Genomic DNA, 20,184 nt, shown 5'->3' with positions numbered 1-20,184 from the left:
TGGGAAGTGCGGCAGGCTGCCGCGCGGCGTTTCGTACACTGCCCAAGTCATGCGGCGCCCCCTAAATTCCACATATCAATTGTGGACATAGGGGGTTCCCATGAAATCGACATTATTCGCCGCAGCCATTGCCAGCGTGCTCGGCAGCGGAGCATCGTTTGCGGATCAGGGCGACTGGCTCATTCGCGGGCGCTTGCTGAACGTTTCACCGAATGAAAGCGCAACCATCAATCCGATTGGCGGTGATGTTGATATCGATACCAGCTTCGTTCCGGAACTGGACATTTCGTACTTTTTTACTGACCGGATCGCCGCTGAACTCATCCTCGGCGTTACGCCACATGACGTCATGGCCGTGGGAACGGCCGCCGGGAATGTGGATCTGGGCGACGTCACGCTTCTGCCGCCCACGCTGACATTGCAGTACCATTTCCTGCCTGAAGGCACGATCCACCCGTATGTTGGGGCCGGGATCAACTACACGGTCTTTTTCAACGAAGACCTTCCGGCCGGTGGCATTGCGACATCTATCAATTATGACAACAGCTTTGGTCTCGCATTGCAGGGCGGTATCGACTTCGATGTCAACGAAAACTGGTTTTTCAATGTTGACGTCAAATACATCGATATCAATACCGATGTGACCATCAACAATGCGATCACGGCGGATGTTGATATTGACCCGTGGGTCTTCGGGATCGGCATTGGCCGCCGTTTCTAGCCGTTTTCGAAATGTCACACCTGATGGCCGTTCGGCAGTCCGCCGGACGGCCATTTAACGTCTGGGTGACGCTCTCCGTTGTGATATGCGCTTCAATTCGCTATCTAGCCCCAAATCTTGAAACCCAAAGGACGACGCCATGGCTGACGCCCCTGCCAACCAACCGCTTTCCGGACAGGTTCCCCTGTACAAAAAGCCGGAGCCCCTGAACAAGGAAAAGCACCGCAAATTCGGCATGTCACCGCCGAAAGAGCCGTTTGCCTTCCTGAAGGATGCACATTTTCTTCCGGCCATCGTCGGCGAGTTCTCGCAATATGCCGGTTTCTTTCCGGTCATCTTTCTTGGCGAGAAACGTTTGCCGGTCGTGGTGATGGGACTGAACCGGGGTGAAAATCTCTTCGTCGATGCCGATGGGAACTACGAGCAGGATACGATGTTGCCGGCCTTTGCCCGCCGCTATCCATTCGTCAGTGCCTCCAATGGTCCGGATCAGCCGTCAACGGTCTGCATCGACATCGAAGCTGACGGTATTGGTGAGAACGCCCAATTGCCTTTCTTCGACGAGAATGGCGAGCCAACCCAGGCCTTGCAGCAGGCGATCGATTTCGTCAGCGCGTTTGATGCTGATGCACGGTCAACGGAAATGTTTGTCCAGCGCATGCTGGATCTCGACCTGTTCGAACCGAAGGATGTCACGCTCAACGACAATGCGTCGGGCGAGAGCAAGAAGGTGGCCGAGTATTTCGGTATTTCGGAGAAGAAGCTGAACGCGCTGCCAACTGACGTCTATCTGAAGCTGCGGGATGAAGGCTTCCTGCCGGCAATTTATGCGCATCTGATCTCGCTCAACCGGTGGGACCGTATCCTGAACAAGGCAATCCGCCGGCAGCAGGCAGCGGCCCCCAAGGCCAACTGAAGTATTCAACACGCAGTGTTCACGAAGGTGCGAGAGGGCTAGCCCTCTCGCCCTTTTTATATATGTCCTGATGTCACCCAAAAAGAGTGACTGGATATGATCCGCTTTCTGAGTTTCATTTTCGCTATTCTGACAGCCGCGCCATTTGCGGCAGCACAGACGTCCGGACCGGGCCGTTCAGCGCTCGGCAATGAGGCGATGGTCCAGACCCGCCTCGTAGCAGACCATGTTACGGTCACCCCCGGCATGACCTTGCATGTCGGGTTGCGGATGGAAATCGAACCGGGCTGGCACACTTACTGGCGCAATCCGGGAGATTCCGGCGAGCCGACCAGCATTGACTGGGATTTACCCCAGGGCGTGACAGCGGGAGAGATTATCTGGCCTGCGCCGACAGCCTACCCTTTCGGTCCGTTGATGAATTATGGCTATGGCGATGAAGTTGTTCTTCCGGTGCCGCTGACCATTGGCGAGGATTTTGACGGCCGTTTCCTCGAAATTCGCGCTGCGGCCAACTGGTTGGTGTGTGAAGAGGTCTGCATACCGGAATCGGCTGATCTCGACCTGTTTTTGACGGTCAGTGATACGGCATCGCCGGATAATGCCGGCGCGGCGCTGATCCAGTCAGGGCTGGACCGTGTGCCATCGGAAAGTGATTTGTCCGCCGGCATAGCCCGGTCGGCGAGTTCCCTGATTCTAACCCTTGAGCGGCCCGAGGCCGGGCGCATGGTTCGCAATCCGGCATTCTACCCCTACGCGGATACGGTGATTAATCATGCCTCCGAACAGGTCGAGTATATCTCTGACGACGGAATTGCACTGAAACTGGACCCTGCACCTGAAGCCCGTTCGGGCCTGACCTGGGCACCGCAGGGCGTTTTGACCTATGAGGTTCAGGATGGCGGCGAATGGACCACCCGCGCGATTGTGATCACGCCGGAACCAGGGGTCAAAGTCATTGATGTGCGGCAGGATGCGTTCGCGGGCCCGATGCTGCCGGTGACCATCAGTGGTCTGGCCGTCACGCTCTTTCTCTCTCTGATCGGCGGGTTGATCCTCAATCTGATGCCGTGTGTTTTCCCGGTGCTCTCCATCAAGGCGCTCGGTTTCGTGGAGCGCGCGCACTCTGCTCCGGGTGAGTTGCGGCGCCATGGCCTGCTGTTTCTGGCGGGTGTTCTGGTGACATTTCTTGCGCTTGCCGCGATCCTTCTGACTTTCAAGGCTATCGGTGATCCGATCGGCTGGGGGTTTCAGCTCCAGAACCCGGTAGCGGTAGGCATACTGGCGCTGATCTTTTTCGCAATCGGGCTCAACCTGGTCGGATTGTTCGAAGTCGGTACAAGCCTTCAGGGCGTTGGTGGCCGCTGGGCGAATCTGGGCGGCGATGCAGGTGCTTTCATGACCGGCTTGCTGGCCGTCGTCGTCGCGGCCCCGTGCATTGGCCCCTTTGCGGCCGGCGCGCTTGGCCTGGCCTTTTCCCAGCCCGGGTTTGTGCTGGTTCTGGTTTCATTGATGCTGGGGCTTGGGCTGGCACTGCCCTATCTGATCCTGTCCTTCTATCCATCGTTGCTGAAGTGGCTGCCCCGGCCAGGTCCATGGATGACCCGGTTCAAGCAGTTTCTGGCTTTCCCGATGTTTGGTGCCGCCATCTGGCTGGTCTGGGTTCTGTCCATGCAGGGCGGCCCGCAGGGCGTGCTGATGCTGCTGACCGGTTTCCTTGCCGTTGCTTTCCTGGTGTGGGTTCTGAAGTTTCCGGTCCTTCTGGCACGGATCGCGGCCGCCGCAGGGGCTCTGGTTCTCGTTATTTCTCTGTTCGGGGTTTCCCGCAGCACGGTTGCGGGAGAATATGCCGGTGAGCCCTGGTCACAGGACCGCGTTGATATGCTGGTGGCGGAAGGGCGACCGGTCTTTATCGACTTTACCGCGGCCTGGTGTGTCAGTTGCCAGTTCAACAAGCAGATGACGTTGAACTCTCCACAGGTCCTCAACGCGTTTGAGGAGAATGATGTCGTGGTTTTGATTGCTGACTGGACCAATCGTGATGACCGGATCGCCGCGGCAATCCGGGGATATGGTGCAGCCGGTATTCCGCTGTATGTCTATTATGCGCCCGGCAGCTCAGAGCCCCAAATCCTGCCACCGATCATCAATACGCGTCTCGTTGTTGAAACCGTGAATGGCGGCTAGCGCAACGCTCCGCGGGGACAGCCGGGATCGACGCCCGTGAACGGTGCAATATCATCCTGATCCGCGATCGGCCCGATCTCGGCGGCATGATCGAGCAGGTAGGCCAGATTGGTATAGACGTGAATGCGATCAGAACGAATCTCTGCATTTGACAGGGCCTGACGCTGGTCCAGTGCATCCTGTGCCATCCCGCGGTAGATACATCTCAGATCTTCCGGTCCGTTGCGCCTTTCCATGGACAGGGACAATTGCATGGCGCGCGCAGAAAGCTCGCCTAATCCATTATACAGTGTATCCCCGGGGGCTAATTCCGGGGCGGATTGTGCGGCGTGGGCCTGAGCATCGACTATGCGCGCCTGAACCTCGGTTTGCAGATCTGCGGCCAGCGTTGCAAATTCCGCTCCCGGCGTTGACTGAAGGCTGGTCAGTGCAATTAACAGGGCTGAAAGGAGGGGCATTGGACTCTCTCTTGCGGCCAATCCGTGCCGGATGTGGAGTCAGGGATCATGGCGACGACCCGTGAACAAGCCGTTGAAGCAATCCGTGCGCAGGCCGAACGTGATGCGGGCCGCAGTGCACTGGATTTTCTGACGACCGAAGAGCGGAGGTTGGAGCAATGCCTCCTCGAGGGGGCCGGGCTGACATTCGATTTTTCAAAGCATAACATTTCGCTCGACGGGTTTGCCGCGCTCCTCGGTCTTGCCGCTGCGGTGGGCATTGAGAATGCCATTGCAGCTCTTGGACGTGGGGATATCGTAAACCTGACCGAGGGCCGGGCTGCGCAACACATGGCGCTGCGGGGCGGCGGCAAGGATGAAGTGCGCAAGGCGCAATCAAAAGCAGAGCTAGACCGTGCGCTCGACTTTGCCGGCGAACTTCGCTCCGGCACTTTCACCTCATCTACAAATGAGGCTTTCACGCATATCCTGCATGTCGGCATCGGGGGATCCGATCTCGGGCCGCGACTGGTTCATGATGCCCTCTCCAGTCCGCATGCGCCGGTTGATGTCCGCTTTCTGTCGAGCGTTGACCCGGATGCATTCGAACGTGCGACGTCGGGGCTGGATCCCGCAACGACACTGGTCTTCATCGTTTCGAAGTCTTTCTCCACACCGGAAACGTCGCTGAACACCCGGACGGCGATCAGCTGGCTGGAGGCTGGTCTGGAAGGCGGTATCGGGCGCCATCTTGTGGCGGCCACCTCCCGGCCTGACGCGGCACGTGCGCTTGGAATATCCGATGACCGGATTTTCGAGATGTGGGACTGGGTCGGCGGTCGCTATTCGCTCTGGTCCTGTGTGTCTCTTTCGGTAATGGCGGCCATCGGGCGGGAGGAATTCGAACGGTTGCTGGAGGGCGCGCGGCGAATGGACGAGCATTTCCTGCAGGCCCGTACCAGCGCCAATGCGCCGGTGGTCGCTGCGCTGACGGCATGGTGGCACCGGGCCATTCACGGGCGCCAGTCCTGGGCCGTTGTTCCCTATGCCACGCACCTGCGCCTTTTTCCGGGCTGGCTGAAACAATTATCGATGGAGTCGCTTGGCAAATCGGTGACGATCGGCGGCGCGCCCTTGGCTGTGCCGGCTGGTCCCGTGGTCTTTGGCGGAGAGGGGCCGGACGGCCAACATGCTTTTTTCCAGCTCCTGCACCAGGGGCGGGAGGCCATCCCCGTCGATATCATCGCCTTCGCCTGTGGTGGTGAACGCCGCCATCGCAATGCGCTGCTTGCCAATGCTGTTGCGCAGGCTGAAGCCCTGCTTTCGGGGCGCAGCGAAGCGGCAGCATTGGCGGAACTTGCGGCCAAGGGGATGGATGATGAGCAGGCGCGCGCACTGGCTTCCCATATGGTCATGCCCGGCGGGCGCAGCTCCACCTTCATTCTCGGGCAGGAGCTGGACGCCGAATCACTGGGCGCGCTGCTGGCATTCTACGAGCACCAGACCTTTGTTCTGAGCGTTCTGTTCGGCATCAATGCGTTCGATCAGTTTGGCGTTGAGCTTGGCAAGCAGCTGGCAGCAGAGCTGGAGCGCGAATGGATGGCCGGCGAAGTTGGGCAGCACGATGCTTCCACAAAGGCATTGATACGTCAGATCCGGCACTATCAGGGTGGATAGGGGATTCGGGTGCTTGACGTCCCCTCTTTGTGACGCCAAAGTAACAAACAGGACGGGACCTGACCGTTCAGTCCTTCGGCGTTTCGGGGAGGAGACGCCTCAATCGACCAAACAATTGCGGGCCGGATATTTCCGGCCCGCTTTTTTTGTCCGGATTCCAGCTTTGGCTAGAAATATCCGTGGGGGGTATCGCGTTCGCTGCGTGATGACGATGATGACGTATCGTCATCATTCGCCGGCATGCTCGCACAAGCAGCGGCTGTTGTGGCGAGAAGTGTGGCGGCCAGCATGGCCAGTATTTTCTTGATACGCATTTTTTAGACTCCCTCGAGGTTAAAGCGCACAGCGCCCCCAATCGAAGCCCCTTCCGGTATGTGGTCTGCCCGGACCTTTCCCCGCCCGGGTAAACCGGATTCTATTCGGTTTCGTCCTCGTCGATTTCGATAACAATCCGGCGGCGATCCGAATCCCGGCCGCCAGCCAGACGCTCGGTTTCGAGCCGGTTCAGCCATTCGATTCGCGCGTCGCCTTCAAGCTCCTCGCCATTGACCCAGACGCGGCTTTCGCCCTCTTCGCTGACAAACCGCAATTCGTGACCACCGCTCTCGCGTAGCGCACGGACCACCTCATCATTTATGTCCTGATTGCGTCTGGCGATCACATGAACACGGCGGGCTTCGCGTCCCGCTTCCGCCATCTCACGCTCGGCCTGCTCGAGCTCGATCCGCATGACGCGCAGGGCTTCGGCGCGATCGCCCTCAGCTTCCTGCAATTCGATCCGGACTTCACGCATGGATTCGGCGATTTCTTCGCGGGCACGCATCAATTCGCGCCGGACTTCCTCGCGTTCCTCGTCGGTCATTTCGCGGCGTTCGCCGTTGACCACGACCGTGCGTCGACCCTGATTGCGTGCCAGCTCTTCTTCGACATGGGCGAGCGCGCGTTCCATTTCCTCGCTGTGCAGATCCTCCACAATGATCCGCATGTCCTGCAGATGTTCCATCTGCGCTTCGACTTCGGCCAGGTGAAGTTCGAGCTCCTCGCCGGCGGTCGCGAATTCAAACGTGCTGTGTGCCCCGTTGATGATGCGAACATTGTCGCCGGAAATGACAATCCGGCCGTCTGCTGCGGTCCTGAGGGCATCGCCATTGATGAAGACGTCGCCATCGATCGTTTCAATGTCGACGCCGCGGATGACGATGGTTTGACCGTCAGCAGCATCGCGCTCGACGACGACATGCACATTTTCACGGTATTCATTCTGGTCGCTGGCCATGGCAGCGGTCGTGCAGCCGGCCGCGATTAACGCAGACCCGGCGACGGAAAGGCTGAGAAGCTTTTTCATATGTCCCTCCAGATTTGGAGAGGGGACATTTTCATTGCCGGGATTACCACAGGTATGCGGTTGGCTGAATTTTTCGTCATCTGGTTGAAATTGATGCGGCGGTACATGGGGAAAAGGGGAAGCATGTACCGCCGCGGGAAGGGGCCTTTCATGAAGGCGGGCTCAAGATGATCTGAAGCGCATTACCGCTCATTGGCGAAGGCGTGACGAATTCGTCAGATACAGTCCATGAAAGGGCGCAAAGCTTGCACAGTCCGGTGCCACGGTAATAATGCCATACGAAATCATGATCCGGAGTGAGTAATGCAAAGGCGAACATTCTTGCAAGGCATGGCCGCGAGCGGTGCGACGGCATTTTCGGCTCCGGCATTTGCCAGTCCACAAATGACGCTCCGCCAGAAAGCTGCGCGCATGCTGCTGATGGGCTTTATCGGCGATAATACCGATACAGACGGGGCAGCGGCGGTCGCCGGCCATCTTGAACAGGGCCGGATCGGCGGTGTGCTTTTCCTGCGCCACAATGTGCGTAGCCGCGAAGGCGTCGAGGGATTGACCCGGCTCTTCCGGTCGATTGCGCCCGGCGCCTGGATGGCGGTCGATCAGGAAGGCGGTGCGGTGCAGCGCCTGTCGAGTGATCTGGGCTATTCGCCAATTCCGCGCGCCTATGTGATTTCCGAAGAAAAGACTGTTGAGGAAGCGCGCGCGCTTTATACGGCCGCAGCCGCTGAATTCCGGGAGGCCGGCTTCAATATGAATCTGGCACCGGTTGCCGATGTGCAGGATGACGCGAATGGCGTGATCGGCCGGTGGGGGCGCGGTTATGGCGAGGATGGCCAGACGATTGCTGCCTATGCGGCAGCTTTTATCGATGCCTTCGAGACGGCGGGCGCGGCCTGCGCCATCAAGCATTTCCCGGGACATGGCCGATCATCCGGCGACAGCCACCATGGATTTGTCGATATCACCGACAGCTGGTCACAGGCCGAGCTGGATCCCTTCCGCCGGTTGATTGATGCCGGCAAGGCACATCTCATCATGGGCGGGCATCTGACCCACACCGGACTCGATCCGGCAGGTGATCCGGTCACCGTCTCCCGGCCGATCCTGACCGACCTGCTGCGTGGGCAAATGGGTTATCAGGGCGCGCTCATCACCGATGATCTCGACATGGGGGCGATCCATGAGAATTACGCGCAGCGGGATGCCGTTATCCGGTCCATCCAGGCCGGAAATGACCTGATCATGATGTCGAATTCGGCCGCGCCGGATCCGGATCTGCCACTCCGTTTTGGAGACTGGATCGAGGCCGCGGTCGCCAATGGTGAGCTCACTGAAGCCCGTATAGACGAGTCGATTGCGCGGCTGGACGTTCTGGGGCAGCGAATCTAGGCAAAGAAAAAGGGCGGCCCGATTGAGCCGCCCTTGATCGTTCAAGCATGGTTGGCGTGAACTAGAAGTCCATGCCACCCATTCCGCCCATGCCACCCATGTCAGGGGCACCACCGCCGGAGTCCTTTTTCGGCTTTTCGGCAACGGCGGCTTCCGTGGTGATCATCAGACCAGCGATAGAGGCTGCGTCCTGCAGAGCATGACGGACCACTTTTGCCGGGTCGATCACACCGAAGGCCAGCATGTCGCCATACTCTTCGGTTTGTGCATTATAGCCGAAGGTCGGGCTGTCATTTTCCAGCACCTTGCCGGCAACGATCGAGCCTTCAACACCGGCATTCGAGGCGATCTGGCGGATCGGTGATTGAATGGCGCGGGCAATGATGCCGATGCCCTGGGTCTGATCGGGGTTCTCGCCCTTCAGGCCATCCAGCGCCTTCGCGGCTTTCAAGAGAGCGACACCGCCGCCCGGCACAATGCCTTCCTCGACAGCTGCACGGGTTGCGTTCAGCGCATCATCGACACGGTCCTTGCGCTCTTTCACTTCGGACTCGGTGGCACCGCCAACCTTGATCACAGCCACGCCGCCTGCGAGTTTCGCGAGGCGTTCCTGCAGCTTTTCCTTGTCGTATTCAGACGAGGAATCCTCGATCTGGCGGCGGATCTGGCCGACGCGGGCCTCGATGTCAGCTTTTTCGCCAGCGCCATCAACGATGGTGGTGTCATCCTTGGTGATGGTCACGCGCTTGGCAGTGCCCAGCATGTCGAGGGTGACGTTTTCCAGCTTGATGCCGATGTCCTCGGAGATGACAGTGCCGCCCGTGAGAACGGCGATGTCTTCAAGCATGGCCTTGCGGCGATCGCCAAAGCCCGGCGCTTTCACAGCAGCGATTTTCAGACCACCACGCAGCTTGTTGACCACCAGGGTTGCCAGCGCTTCGCCTTCGACATCTTCCGCGATGATGAGCAACGGACGGGAAGACTGAACCACCGATTCCAGAACCGGCAGCATGGCTTGCAGCGACGACAGCTTCTTGTCGAAGAGGAGGACATAGGGGTCTTCCAGCTCGGCCTGCATCTTGTCCGCGTCGGTGATGAAGTAAGGCGAAAGATAGCCGCGGTCGAACTGCATGCCTTCAACGACATCCAGCTCGGTTTCCAGCGACTTGGCTTCCTCAACCGTGATGACGCCCTCATTGCCGACTTTTTCCATGGCCTTGGCAATCATTTCGCCGATGGCTTTCTCACCATTGGCAGAAATCGTGCCGACCTGGGCGATTTCCTCTGAACCCTTGATCGGTGTCGAAGCATCCTTGATGTGCGCGACGACCGCAGTGACCGCTTTCTCGATGCCGCGCTTGAGGTCCATCGGATTCATGCCGGCGGCAACCGACTTCATGCCTTCACGGATGATGGCCTGGGCCAGAACCGTCGCGGTGGTCGTCCCGTCACCAGCCGCGTCATTGGTCTTGGACGCGACTTCGCGGACCATCTGGGCGCCCATATTCTCGAACTTGTCTGTCAGTTCGATTTCCTTGGCGACAGAGACGCCGTCCTTCGTGGAGCGTGGAGCACCGAACGACTTCTCGATCACGACATTGCGGCCTTTCGGGCCGAGCGTGACTTTTACAGCGTTGGCAAGCGTGTCGACGCCCTTGAGCATCTTTTCGCGGGCTTCAACGCCAAACTTGACTTCTTTAGCAGCCATTTTCCGATTCCGTTTTCTTGATCTGGTTGTTCTTGAGCGAGCGGGGGAGTCCGGCGGGGCGTCAGCCCATCACACCGAGAATGTCCGACTCCTTCATGATGATCAGCTCGTCACCATTCAGGGTGACTTCAGTGCCTGACCACTTGCCGAACAGAATGCGGTCGCCGACCTTGACGTCCAGCGGACGCACGGAGCCATCGTCCTTGATGGCACCGCCGCCGATAGCGACGATTTCGCCTTCCTGCGGCTTTTCCTTTGCCGTGTCCGGGATGATGATCCCGCCCTTGGTCTTGGACTCTTCTTCCACGCGTTTCACGAGCACACGATCGTGCAGCGGACGAAATGACATATTCATACCCCTGTTAAATTTCCGCAGCCGTTTTGGCACTCACTGGTGCCGACTGCTAACGAGCGGGCAGATAGGCATACTTCCGGGCAGCGTCAAGGGGCGGGCTCTGCGAATGGCGATAGGTGCGGCCAACGCATATTCATGTCCCGTTCACCGTGAAATTTTCAACTATCTCTCGTATTTCCGCCATGATCGGCGTATAGTGACGAAAGCTAACCCAACTGGAGTGTCCCATGATTTTCCGCACAATTTTTGTTTCCGCTGCAGCGCTTTCTCTGGCCGCTGCCTGCACCACGACCGACCCCTATACGGGCGAGACGCGGCCGAACAACACGGCTCGCGGTGCGCTGATCGGTGCGGGCCTCGGCGCGGCGCTTGGCTATCTAACCAATACCAATGATTCCGAGGAAGGCCGGACCAACGCCCTGATCGGCGCAGGTATCGGTGCACTCGCCGGTGCGGGCGTGGGTAATTACATGGATCGTCAGGAAGCGGCGATGCGCGAGCAATTGCGTGATTCCGGCGTAGGCGTCCGCCGCCAGGGCAATGACCTCCTGCTGATCATGCCGGGCGATGTGACCTTCGCCACCAATTCCAGCGACATTGAACCGCGTTTTTACTCTGTTCTGAACGATGTTGCCGACGTGCTGAACACCTATCCGGCGACTTATGTCGATGTGATCGGCCACGCCGATTCAACCGGTGCGGCTGACTATAACCAGCAATTGTCGGAACGCCGGGCCCAATCGGTCGCGGGTTATCTGATTTCGCAACGTGTCCTGCGCGACCGCTTCTATGTGGCTGGCCTGGGCGAGACCTCGCCGATTGCTTCGAACGACACGCCGTCGGGCCGCGCACAAAACCGCCGCGTTGAAATCCGCATCCGGCCGCACGTCCAAAGCTAACACGGACGGTATTCGTTAACGATCTGACAACACGGCGCGATCCAACGTAGTCTCGAGCCCATCGTATTGATTCGCTCGAGATTGCCTTGGATCGCCCATGCCCCGCGCCAGCGACATTCTGATCGTCCTCACCTACGCCATGATTGCCGTGGTGTCGGCGCTGGCATTCGAGCGTCTCGGGTTGATGTCGACAAGCTTTGCCTGGCTGATGGGAGCCGGCGTCTTCCTGATCGCAGGTCAGGCGCATTCTGCTGCCGCCCGCTCTATTGAGCGGCGGCAAATGCTTGCCGAGATCGAGGCGCTTAAAGCCGCCAATCTCGACCTTGCCGAGGAAATGGCTGAAGCGCAGTCCCGGCTGGACACGATCGCCGACACGATCCGTGCAGAGGCCCATCAACGCGAAGAGACACTGACGAATGAGGTGCGTGTGCTGGAGGACCTGGTGCGGCGGATGGGCGCCGGGGCATCTGCGTCTGCCGCCAATGCCGGCGTTGCCAGTCAGAACCCGGTAGATATCGACATCGTCCGGGATGCTCTGGCCGCCAACCGGGTCGATCTTTACCTGCAGCCCATTGTCTCATTGCCGCAGCGCAAGACCTATTTCTACGAGAGTTTCTCGCGGCTGCGTGACCGTGCCGGCAATATCATTGCGCCGGCCGCCTTCATCCGTGCCGCCGAGGATGCCGGCCTGATGGCCGAAGTGGACAATCTGCTCCTGTTCCGCTGTGTCCAGATTGTGCGCCGCCTGACGCAATCAGACCGGCGGATCGGCATTTTCTGCAATGTCTCGCTCCGGTCCCTGGCGGACGAGGATTTCTTCCCGAATTTCCTTGATTACATGCGCCGGAATTCCGATCTCGCGAGCTCGCTGATTTTCGAGGTATCGCAGGCGGCGTTTGAAGCGCGGACACCCGGGGCTGCCCGGAACATGGGACGGTTGGCTGATTTCGGTTTCCGCTTCTCGGTTGACCAGATGACCGATCTCAACAGCGATTTCTCCGACATGCAGCGGGCAGGCGTCCGGTTTGCGAAAGTCGAGGGGCAGCGACTGGTCACGGCCATCCGCAATCAGGAACCGATTGGCGGCCTTGAGGCCGGTGCGATCCAGGCGGAGGATATTCCGAGCCTGTTTGCGAAGTACGGAATGGATCTGATTGCCGACAAGGTCGAGCAGGAGCAGACCGTCGTTGAGTTGCTGGATATCGATACCGGTTTTGCGCAGGGGCATCTGTTTGGCGAACCGCGTCCAGTCCGCGATGATATCCTCGACGAAACCACGACCCAGCCTATCCGCCGCTCGGCGTGAAACGGTTTGAATCGCCAGCTGATCCCGCTAGGTAGGGCGGTATGAAATCCGCACCTCATTTCAAAGATATCACCGACCGCTATTCGGCGGTCTTCTGTGATGTCTGGGGCGTCATCCGCGACGGCCATTCCATACTGCCAGACGCCATCCAGGCCCTGCAAAATGTACGCAGGCGTGGCCTTCCGGTGATACTGGTATCGAATTCGCCGCGGCCGGCCCACGATGTTTCACGTCAGCTTGCCCTGATGGGCGCACCGGACAATGCCTGGGACGGCATCGTTACGTCGGGAGACGCAACGCGGATCGCGCTGGACGACTACGCGCCGGGCCCCTTCTTCAAGATCGGTCCGCCCGGCGGAGATGATCTGCTCTATGCCGGGCTGGAGATTGCTTTCAGCGATGCCGAGGATGCACTGGCCATTGTCTGCACGGGGCTGACAAGAGTGCTGGGCGAAACACCTGATGATTACCGGCCGCTTCTGCAATCACTGGCCGACCGACAGCTGCCGATGATCTGCGCCAATCCGGATATTGTTGTCCAGGTCGGCGACGAACTTGTCTGGTGCGCGGGGGCGCTGGCGCGGCTCTATCGTGAGCTCGGCGGCAAGAGCGTCATAGCGGGCAAACCGCACAAACCCATCTATGATCTTGCCTATGACCTGCTGCAGGAGGCCGGCTGGCAGGAGGACCCGTCATCCGTGCTGGCAATTGGTGACGGGCCGGAGACCGATCTGGCCGGCGCTGCGCGCATCGGCGTCGATTCCCTTTTCATCGGAGATGGCATTCTGGGTGGGCATGTCGATGCGACTGATGCCGATGCCGTCCGTCATTTGCTGGCGCAGTACAAGGTGACAGCGACATGGTTTTCGCGGCGCCTGATCTGGTGAGTGGTCTGGACAGGGCACCGGCGTTGCCGTCTAAAGGCGCTGAATTCAATGGAGCCCCGTAAATGACGCAAAAGGCCCCCATTCCACTGGAAGATTTCTGCGTTGGCCAGTCTGCAGAGATTACACGCCTTGTTGATGATGAGACTGTGCGCGCCTTTGCAGACGTTTCCGGCGATCACAATCCACTTCATCTGGATGAGGAATTTGCGCGGCGTACGCCGTATCGCGGGCGTATTGCGCATGGTGCGCTGATTGCGTCCTACCTGTCGGCTCTGCTGGGTAATGAGCTTCCGGGGCCCGGTTCGATCTTTGTCAGCATGGATCTTGGTTTCCGGTCACCGGTCCGGATTGGCGATACGGTACGGTCGCGTGCGGAAATCACATCCATTGACCTGAAGACACGTATGCTCGAGCTGTCGTGCTCCTGCAGTGTGGGCGAGACCGAAGTCATGACGGCGCGGGCTTCTGTCATGGTCCGGACGCGAAAACGGACGTCACGGGAATAGCGCCGCAATATGCAGATTGTCGTAGGCCCGCCACAATCCGACCTGCCGCCCAGCGTTCTGGCGCTGGGCAATTTTGATGGTGTACACAGGGGACATCTGGAAGTCCTGAATACGGCGCTCGCAAAAGCCCGGGACGACGGATGTGTGCCTGCGGTTGCCGTTTTCGACCCGCATCCGCGGCGTTTTTTTCAGCCCGACTCAGCGCCTTTCCGTTTGATGGACGATATTCAGCAGACGGATGCCCTGCGCGATCTGGGGTTCGAGCGTCTTCACGTCCTGCCTTTCAACACCGCCATGTCCAGCATGATGCCCCGGGAGTTTGCCGACACTGTGCTGTGTGGCTGGGCCAATGCGCGGCATATCGTTGTCGGTGCCGATTTCGAATTCGGAAAAGGCCGCAGCGGTGATGTGACCATATTGACCGGTATCGGTTGGCAGGCCGGTTTTGGTGTGACCGGCGTGGCGCTGAAGGCTGATGCCGGCGAGAAAATTTCCTCCAGCCAGATCCGCAAATATCTTGAGTCCGGTGACGTTGGCGCTGCCGCAGACCTGCTGGGGCGTCCATGGGCCGTCAGGGGTGTAGTGGAGCAAGGTGACCAGCGCGGCCGCACAATCGGCTTCCGGACCGCGAATATCAGCTTCGGCGAATATTGCCGCCCCCGATATGGTGTTTATGCGGTCCGCATCCATGTGGCCGGGCAATGGCATTTGGGCGTGGCCAATGCCGGTTTGCGCCCCACGGTTGATGGCACAACCGAGCGGCTCGAAGTTCATATTTTCGATTTCGCGCAGGACATTTACGGTGAATTGGCGATTGTGGAATTTGCCGCTTTCCTGCGGCCTGAACAAAAGTTCAATGGACTTGAGGCCCTAAAGGCGCAAATTGCGGAGGATGCAAAGGCAGCGCGCATTGCGTTGTCTGGACCGGCCTGAACCTCCTTGCTGGAGGCAGGTTTACCAAACAGGCAAGTGGACAAGACATGTTTGAGCGGCGGACTTCCCGGGTGATTCCGATAGCCGGTTTCGGCATTGCCGTGCTTGTGATTGCCCTTGATCAGGCGAGCAAGTACTGGATGCTTTACGGGCTGGATCTGATCAACCAATTGCCCGGCGAGCGCATAGAGGTCTTTTCCTTTTTTCATCTGACGATGGTCTGGAACCGGGGGATCAGTTTCGGATTTCTGCAGGCGCAAGCTTTCTGGCAGAGCCTGTTATTGATCCTGTTCTCACTTGCCGTTTCAGGGCTGCTGTCAAGCTGGATGCTGAAAGCCACGCGATGGCTGCAGGCCTCGGCCTATGCCTTGATAATCGGTGGCGCTCTGGGAAATGCGATTGACCGTGGCATATACGGTGCGGTGGCGGATTTCCTGGATTTCTCCAGCCTTCCCTTGCCCTTCGGCTTCGAGTTTGCCTGGGTGTTCAATGTGGCAGATGTTTCCATCAATATCGGCGTTCTCGCATTGCTGATCGACCTTCTGGTCAATGATCGCGGTACAAGGTGAGGGCCGGACTGGCGAAAGCCCCTGTCTTTGGTTAGAAAACAGCCGACAGAATTTTCGGGAGTATTTTTATGCGTCAGCGTTTTATCACGCTCGCCGTTCTCGCCGCCACGGTTGCGGTCGCAGGATGTGCCGGTGGCCGGGGTGCCGAGCCGGATGAATTCCGCGTTGTCACGATTGCGCCGCTGACAGTACCGCCGGAGTATAATCTGCGTCCGCCGCGTCCCGGTGAACCTCGTCCGGAAGAAATCTACCCGGATCAGGCGGCCCGTGCCGCATTGTTCGGCGCCCAAGGCGATTTTCAGGGCTCTGACGGTGAAGCGCTGCTCGTGGCGCGTGCCGGAGGCGGTGAGGCCGATCCTTTCATTCGCGCCATTATTGATGGCGAAACCGCAGCGGTTGTCCGCAAATCCACAGCTTTCAGCAATCAGATCCTGTTCTGGCGTGAAGGCACTGAAGGCATTGGCGATAATGCAGTGCCGATCGACGCGGAGGAAGAAGCCGAGCGTTTACGGCTGATCCAGAGTGTGACCGGCGGCGGAACCGTGGAAATTGAACGTGATCGCGGCGGCATCGGGAAAATTCCGGGGCTCTAGCCAATAACATTTCCGATTCAAGGCGGCGCAGCTTCGGCTCGCCGCCTTTTTCATTGCTATGGAGAATTTGATGACACAGCTCCTCGCCATTTTCGTGACGGTTTTTCTTGCAGAACTCGGAGACAAGACACAGCTTGCGACCGTATTGTTCGCCTCGGAGCGTCAATCCTCCCCGCTATTGGTGTTTCTGGCCGCCTCGGCCGCGCTTGTGGCGTCAACAGCCCTGGCGGTCGCGCTCGGTACTGCAGCGGAAAGATGGCTGGCATTCCTGCCACTGAAATTGCTGGCGGGTATCGGTTTCATCCTGGTCGGCGGCTGGACAATTTTCGACCACTTCCGGACCGCCGCGCCGGCTTGACCCATCGCCTCGCCTCCCGGAGGCTGAGAACATGACTACGATCCGCCGACTCAGTCCCGAGACCGTCAACCGCATCGCCGCGGGTGAAGTCGTTGAACGCCCAGCCAGCGTGGTGAAAGAGCTCGTGGAAAATGCACTGGATGCCGGTGCCCGTCAGATTGATATCCACGCGGAAAAGGGTGGCCTTGCCAGGCTGACCGTATCTGATGACGGCGCGGGCATGGATGAAGTGCGGCTGGCGCTGTGTGTGGAACGTCATGCAACGTCGAAACTGCCCGTCGGCCGGGATGGGGAAGATGATCTCCTGAATATTGCGACCATGGGCTTTCGCGGAGAGGCACTGCCGTCCATCGGGTCTATCGCGCGTTTGACCATCACGACTCAGGCTCGCGGTACGAAGGAGGCATTCTCGCTCGGCGTTGAAGGTGGCCGGCAGAGTGAAATCAAGCCTGCCCCGCCGCTGGGCTTAGGTGGGACAAGGATTGATGTGCGCGACGTTTTCTACGCCACGCCTGCCCGTTTGAAATTCATGAAATCGGAACGGGCCGAGGCCAATGCGATTGCCGATGTGGTGCGGCGGCTGGCCCTGTCGCGGCCGGATACAGGCTTCACGCTGTCGATTGATGGCCGCTCGCGACTGGCACTGGCAGCCGAGCGTGGAGAGGATGCGCAGCGCCAGCGCCTGTCGGCGATTCTGGGCAAGGATTTTGGCGATAACGCGCTTGAGATTGATCAGGAGCGGGACGGGGTCAGGATCACGGGACTTGCCTCGCTGCCGACCTACAATCGCGGTTCGGCGCAGCATCAGTATCTGTTCGTGAATGGGCGCCCGGTGCGGGACAAATTGCTGGGTGGCGCTGTTCGTGGCGCCTATCAGGATTTTCTGGTGCGCGACCGCCATCCCGTTGTTGCCTTGTTTGTCGATCTTGAAGGCGGGTTGGTGGATGTGAATGTGCATCCGGCCAAGGCCGAGGTGCGCTTCCGCGATCCGGGCCTTGTCCGGGGGCTGATTGTCGGGTCCTTGCGGCATGCCCTGGCGGGCGCAGGGCACCGTGCTTCCACGACAGTCGCCGGGTATGCGCTGGGCCGCGCGCGGCCGGATGGTGCTGTCTATCAGACACCTCATACGCTAATGGCGGCCTGGGGCAGTCCCAGGCCGCCGGAAAACACACAGCTCGTGCAGGATCGGTCTGCCCGCGTGGAGGCGGATTTTGTGCGGCCAGACGGGTTTGACTCGCCCGCGCCGGACCCGGCTTCCGCACATGATTTACCGCTCGGTGTGGCGCGCGCGCAGCTGCATGAAACCTATGTTGTTGCCCAAACGCAGGACGGGATGGTGATTGTCGATCAGCATGCTGCGCATGAGCGCCTGGTCTATGAGCGGATGAAGAAGATGCTGGCGGATTCCGGTGTTGCGAAACAGTCCCTGCTGGTTCCCGAGATCGTTGATCTGGATGCGGCGGAAGCCGAGCGGGTTCTGTCACGTGCGGATGAACTTGCCGAGTTAGGCCTGGTCGTGGAAAGCTTCGGTGCAAATTCCGTTGCGGTGCGCGAGGTCCCGGCTCTGCTGGGCAAGCTGAATGTTCAGGGCCTGATCCGTGATCTGGCTGATGACCTGGCCGAATATGATGCCGCCCTGTCGCTGAAGGAAAAGCTGGAGGACGTCGTCGGCACGATGGCGTGTCACGGCTCTGTCCGGTCCGGCCGTCGCCTCTCGGGCGAGGAAATGAACGCGCTTTTGCGCGAAATGGAAGCCACACCCCATTCCGGCCAGTGCAATCATGGCCGCCCGACCTATGTCGAGCTCAAGCTGTCCGATATCGAGCGGCTTTTCGGGCGGCGGTGAAGGCAGGCGGGATGTGGCATGCGAATGCGATGCATCCAGATTCAACTTTGCTTTATCCCTTAATCCTAGTGTTTCACTAACACGAGCAATCCCTTGTCCGTTGCCGGAGTCCTTCATGGTCCGCAAGCTGCTGCCCGTTGGCGTAATTATTGCCGCCTTTCTCGTAATCTCCATGGCGGTTACAGCGTATTTGCTGATGCAAGGCGAGCGTGCGGACAGGGCCGCAGCCGCACGTGAGATCATTGTCCGGTTGACCATGATCAATAACGAGATCCAGCGGGAACGTGCCTATGTAACGGCTTTCGGTCACACCGACATGCAGCATGAAGGCGTGCAACGGGAAATCGCGGCAACGGATGAATATTGTCTCCTGCTCCTCCCGCAAATCGAGGCGATGACGGATGATGATGGTGTGCTCCGGCATCAGCGGGACACGTTTGCCGCGATTGTTCCCGCTCTGGAGCAACTGGTGGATATCCGTTCAAATGCCGGAGATCACAGTGCATCGCCATTCGAGACATTTGGCGCTTATACGGAGCTGGTGGAGATCATCACGGAAACTGCCGCAGAATTGCACGGGGAGTTGGATATACCGGCCCTTCAGCGGGCCCTTGAACTCCAGCTGCTCGCACTGATGGAATATCTCGCCCGGGAGCGCGGTTATGGAATGGCCGCGCTGACCGGTGCCATTCCGGAATCTCAACTCAATCAACCACGGCAGGTCAATCTGGCAGCACTCCAGCGATTGCAATCCGAAATACACGGGACCCATTCAGCCGACCCGACCTTCGGTATGCTGCTTGTGGCCCTTCTGACAGATATTTCCCGTCTTCATTCCGTCGCCGGCAGGGGTGAGTCCGCGCAAACCGGCGATGCAGCAGCCGATGCGGAGATATGGTTCAATTCCATGTCCGGTCATATTGATGCTGCGCGATTGTTGCATACGCGCCTGCTTGTCCCGGCCGGGCGCGATACCACGCAATAATCACTGGCTGCGTTTCAAAAACACCACTTTTGCAGCGCCCCAGATGCGTTCATCGACCGGCTCCCAGCCGGGAACATCCGGCGCGTCCTCATCCGCCGCGACTTCCAGCACGGCCAACGCATCATCGGCAACCCAATTCCCGTCAATCAGGCCGGTAAGGGCGGGCGGAGCGAGACCCCGGTCATAGGGCGGGTCAAGAAAAACGAGATTGAAGGGTGCACCGAGCTTGGCCGGTTTCTCGCCGAGATCGGTCGCGGACCGCCGGTGAAGGCGGGTAATCCCGAAGAGCTGGAGCGCCTCGATATTGTCGCGGATGGTACCGCGAGCAGCGGCATCTGTTTCCACGAAAAGGCAGAAACTCGCTCCCCGGCTGATGGCTTCGAAGCCGAGCGCGCCGGAACCTGCAAAGAGATCCGCCACCCGTGCGTCTTCAAGCGGTAGAGCCCATGCGGCATGTTCGAGCACATTGAACAGGGCCTGCCGGGCCTTGTCGGACGTGGGCCGCGTATTGGCCCCCTTAGGCGCGCTCAGAGCGCGGCCTTTGAATTTCCCGGCGACGATACGCAT

General features: G+C 59.3%; 21 protein-coding genes. 15 read left to right on the top strand and 6 right to left on the bottom strand.

The features are described 5' to 3' along the window. The first annotated feature begins 100 nt into the window (after window positions 1-100). The 3 genes from DBR16_RS09505 (at window position 101) to DBR16_RS09495 (ending at window position 3,824) form a co-directional block, all read left to right on the top strand. Window positions 101-721 (top strand): OmpW/AlkL family protein, encoded by a 621-nt coding sequence (locus tag DBR16_RS09505; RefSeq protein ID WP_109261024.1) that lies wholly within the window; start codon window positions 101-103, stop codon window positions 719-721. Window positions 722-860: 139 nt separating this feature from the next. Beyond that, window positions 861-1,637 (top strand): SapC family protein, encoded by a 777-nt coding sequence (locus DBR16_RS09500; RefSeq protein WP_109261023.1) that lies wholly within the window; start codon window positions 861-863, stop codon window positions 1,635-1,637. Window positions 1,638-1,733: 96 nt separating this feature from the next. Further along, on the top strand, window positions 1,734-3,824 hold the full coding sequence (locus DBR16_RS09495; protein WP_109261022.1) for a protein-disulfide reductase DsbD family protein: 2,091 nt from the start codon (window positions 1,734-1,736) through the stop codon (window positions 3,822-3,824). On the opposite strand, the gene DBR16_RS09490 is transcribed toward DBR16_RS09495, so the two are convergent. Next, a complete protein-coding gene (locus tag DBR16_RS09490) occupies window positions 3,821-4,282 on the bottom strand; it encodes a hypothetical protein (protein ID WP_109261021.1) in 462 nt (153 codons plus the stop codon). The two genes, DBR16_RS09495 and DBR16_RS09490, sit on opposite strands and share 4 nt — an antisense overlap. A gap of 48 nt (window positions 4,283-4,330) precedes the next feature. On the opposite strand from DBR16_RS09490, the gene pgi reads away from it, so the two are divergent. Beyond that, window positions 4,331-5,938, top strand: coding sequence for a glucose-6-phosphate isomerase (gene pgi / locus DBR16_RS09485; RefSeq protein WP_109261020.1), 1,608 nt, complete (start codon window positions 4,331-4,333; stop codon window positions 5,936-5,938). A gap of 167 nt (window positions 5,939-6,105) precedes the next feature. On the opposite strand, the gene DBR16_RS14005 is transcribed toward pgi, so the two are convergent. Together DBR16_RS14005 and DBR16_RS09480 are read right to left on the bottom strand one after the other, a co-directional pair. Continuing rightward, a complete protein-coding gene (locus tag DBR16_RS14005; protein ID WP_161539465.1) occupies window positions 6,106-6,252 on the bottom strand; it encodes a hypothetical protein in 147 nt (48 codons plus the stop codon). 101 nt (window positions 6,253-6,353) lie between these two features. After that, window positions 6,354-7,283 carry a hypothetical protein gene (locus DBR16_RS09480; RefSeq protein ID WP_109261019.1) on the bottom strand — a complete coding sequence of 310 codons (930 nt, stop codon included), beginning with the start codon at window positions 7,281-7,283 and terminating at the stop codon, window positions 6,354-6,356. Window positions 7,284-7,586: 303 nt separating this feature from the next. Here DBR16_RS09480 and DBR16_RS09475 point away from each other — a divergent pair, with 303 nt between their 5' ends. Beyond that, window positions 7,587-8,672, top strand: a complete 1,086-nt coding sequence (locus DBR16_RS09475; protein WP_109261018.1) for a glycoside hydrolase family 3 N-terminal domain-containing protein — start codon at window positions 7,587-7,589, stop codon at window positions 8,670-8,672. Between the two features lie 61 nt (window positions 8,673-8,733). On the opposite strand, the gene groL is transcribed toward DBR16_RS09475, so the two are convergent. Further along, window positions 8,734-10,380 (bottom strand): chaperonin GroEL, encoded by a 1,647-nt coding sequence (gene groL / locus DBR16_RS09470; protein ID WP_109261017.1) that lies wholly within the window; start codon window positions 10,378-10,380, stop codon window positions 8,734-8,736. Between the two features lie 61 nt (window positions 10,381-10,441). Beyond that, a complete protein-coding gene (groES, locus tag DBR16_RS09465) occupies window positions 10,442-10,735 on the bottom strand; it encodes a co-chaperone GroES (RefSeq protein WP_199288385.1) in 294 nt (97 codons plus the stop codon). Window positions 10,736-10,962: 227 nt separating this feature from the next. On the opposite strand from groES, the gene DBR16_RS09460 reads away from it, so the two are divergent. From DBR16_RS09460 to DBR16_RS09415, 10 genes are all read left to right on the top strand, one after another. Then, entirely contained in the window at window positions 10,963-11,634 is a 672-nt protein-coding gene (locus DBR16_RS09460; protein ID WP_109261016.1) for an OmpA family protein, read from the top strand. Between the two features lie 97 nt (window positions 11,635-11,731). Continuing rightward, the gene (locus tag DBR16_RS09455) at window positions 11,732-12,940 is read left to right on the top strand and encodes an EAL domain-containing protein (protein WP_109261015.1); all 1,209 of its coding nucleotides are present in this window, start codon (window positions 11,732-11,734) and stop codon (window positions 12,938-12,940) included. Between the two features lie 41 nt (window positions 12,941-12,981). Continuing rightward, entirely contained in the window at window positions 12,982-13,827 is an 846-nt protein-coding gene (locus DBR16_RS09450; RefSeq protein WP_109261014.1) for a TIGR01459 family HAD-type hydrolase, read from the top strand. A 62-nt stretch (window positions 13,828-13,889) separates the two neighbouring features. Continuing rightward, window positions 13,890-14,333, top strand: a complete 444-nt coding sequence (locus DBR16_RS09445) for a MaoC family dehydratase (RefSeq protein WP_109261013.1) — start codon at window positions 13,890-13,892, stop codon at window positions 14,331-14,333. A gap of 9 nt (window positions 14,334-14,342) precedes the next feature. Next, a complete protein-coding gene (locus DBR16_RS09440; protein WP_109261012.1) occupies window positions 14,343-15,266 on the top strand; it encodes a bifunctional riboflavin kinase/FAD synthetase in 924 nt (307 codons plus the stop codon). A 47-nt stretch (window positions 15,267-15,313) separates the two neighbouring features. Continuing rightward, complete coding sequence (lspA, locus tag DBR16_RS09435; RefSeq protein ID WP_109261011.1) at window positions 15,314-15,835, top strand: signal peptidase II; 522 nt, start codon at window positions 15,314-15,316, stop codon at window positions 15,833-15,835. A 68-nt stretch (window positions 15,836-15,903) separates the two neighbouring features. Continuing rightward, on the top strand, window positions 15,904-16,428 hold the full coding sequence (locus DBR16_RS09430) for a DUF3035 domain-containing protein (RefSeq protein ID WP_109261010.1): 525 nt from the start codon (window positions 15,904-15,906) through the stop codon (window positions 16,426-16,428). Window positions 16,429-16,498: 70 nt separating this feature from the next. Further along, window positions 16,499-16,786, top strand: a complete 288-nt coding sequence (locus DBR16_RS09425; RefSeq protein ID WP_199288384.1) for a TMEM165/GDT1 family protein — start codon at window positions 16,499-16,501, stop codon at window positions 16,784-16,786. Between the two features lie 31 nt (window positions 16,787-16,817). Then, window positions 16,818-18,632 carry a DNA mismatch repair endonuclease MutL gene (mutL, locus tag DBR16_RS09420; protein WP_109261008.1) on the top strand — a complete coding sequence of 605 codons (1,815 nt, stop codon included), beginning with the start codon at window positions 16,818-16,820 and terminating at the stop codon, window positions 18,630-18,632. Between the two features lie 115 nt (window positions 18,633-18,747). Then, window positions 18,748-19,617: a nitrate- and nitrite sensing domain-containing protein gene (locus DBR16_RS09415; RefSeq protein ID WP_161539464.1), complete on the top strand. Its 870-nt coding sequence runs from the start codon at window positions 18,748-18,750 to the stop codon at window positions 19,615-19,617. Here DBR16_RS09415 and rsmD read toward each other — a convergent pair whose 3' ends face one another. Then, window positions 19,618-20,184, bottom strand: coding sequence for a 16S rRNA (guanine(966)-N(2))-methyltransferase RsmD (rsmD, locus tag DBR16_RS09410; RefSeq protein WP_109261006.1), 567 nt, complete (start codon window positions 20,182-20,184; stop codon window positions 19,618-19,620).

The sequence above is a fragment of the Hyphobacterium indicum genome, assembly GCF_003129605.1.
Classification (GTDB): Bacteria; Pseudomonadota; Alphaproteobacteria; order Caulobacterales; family Maricaulaceae; genus Hyphobacterium; species Hyphobacterium indicum.
This window is presented reverse-complemented; position numbering and strand designations above follow the sequence as displayed.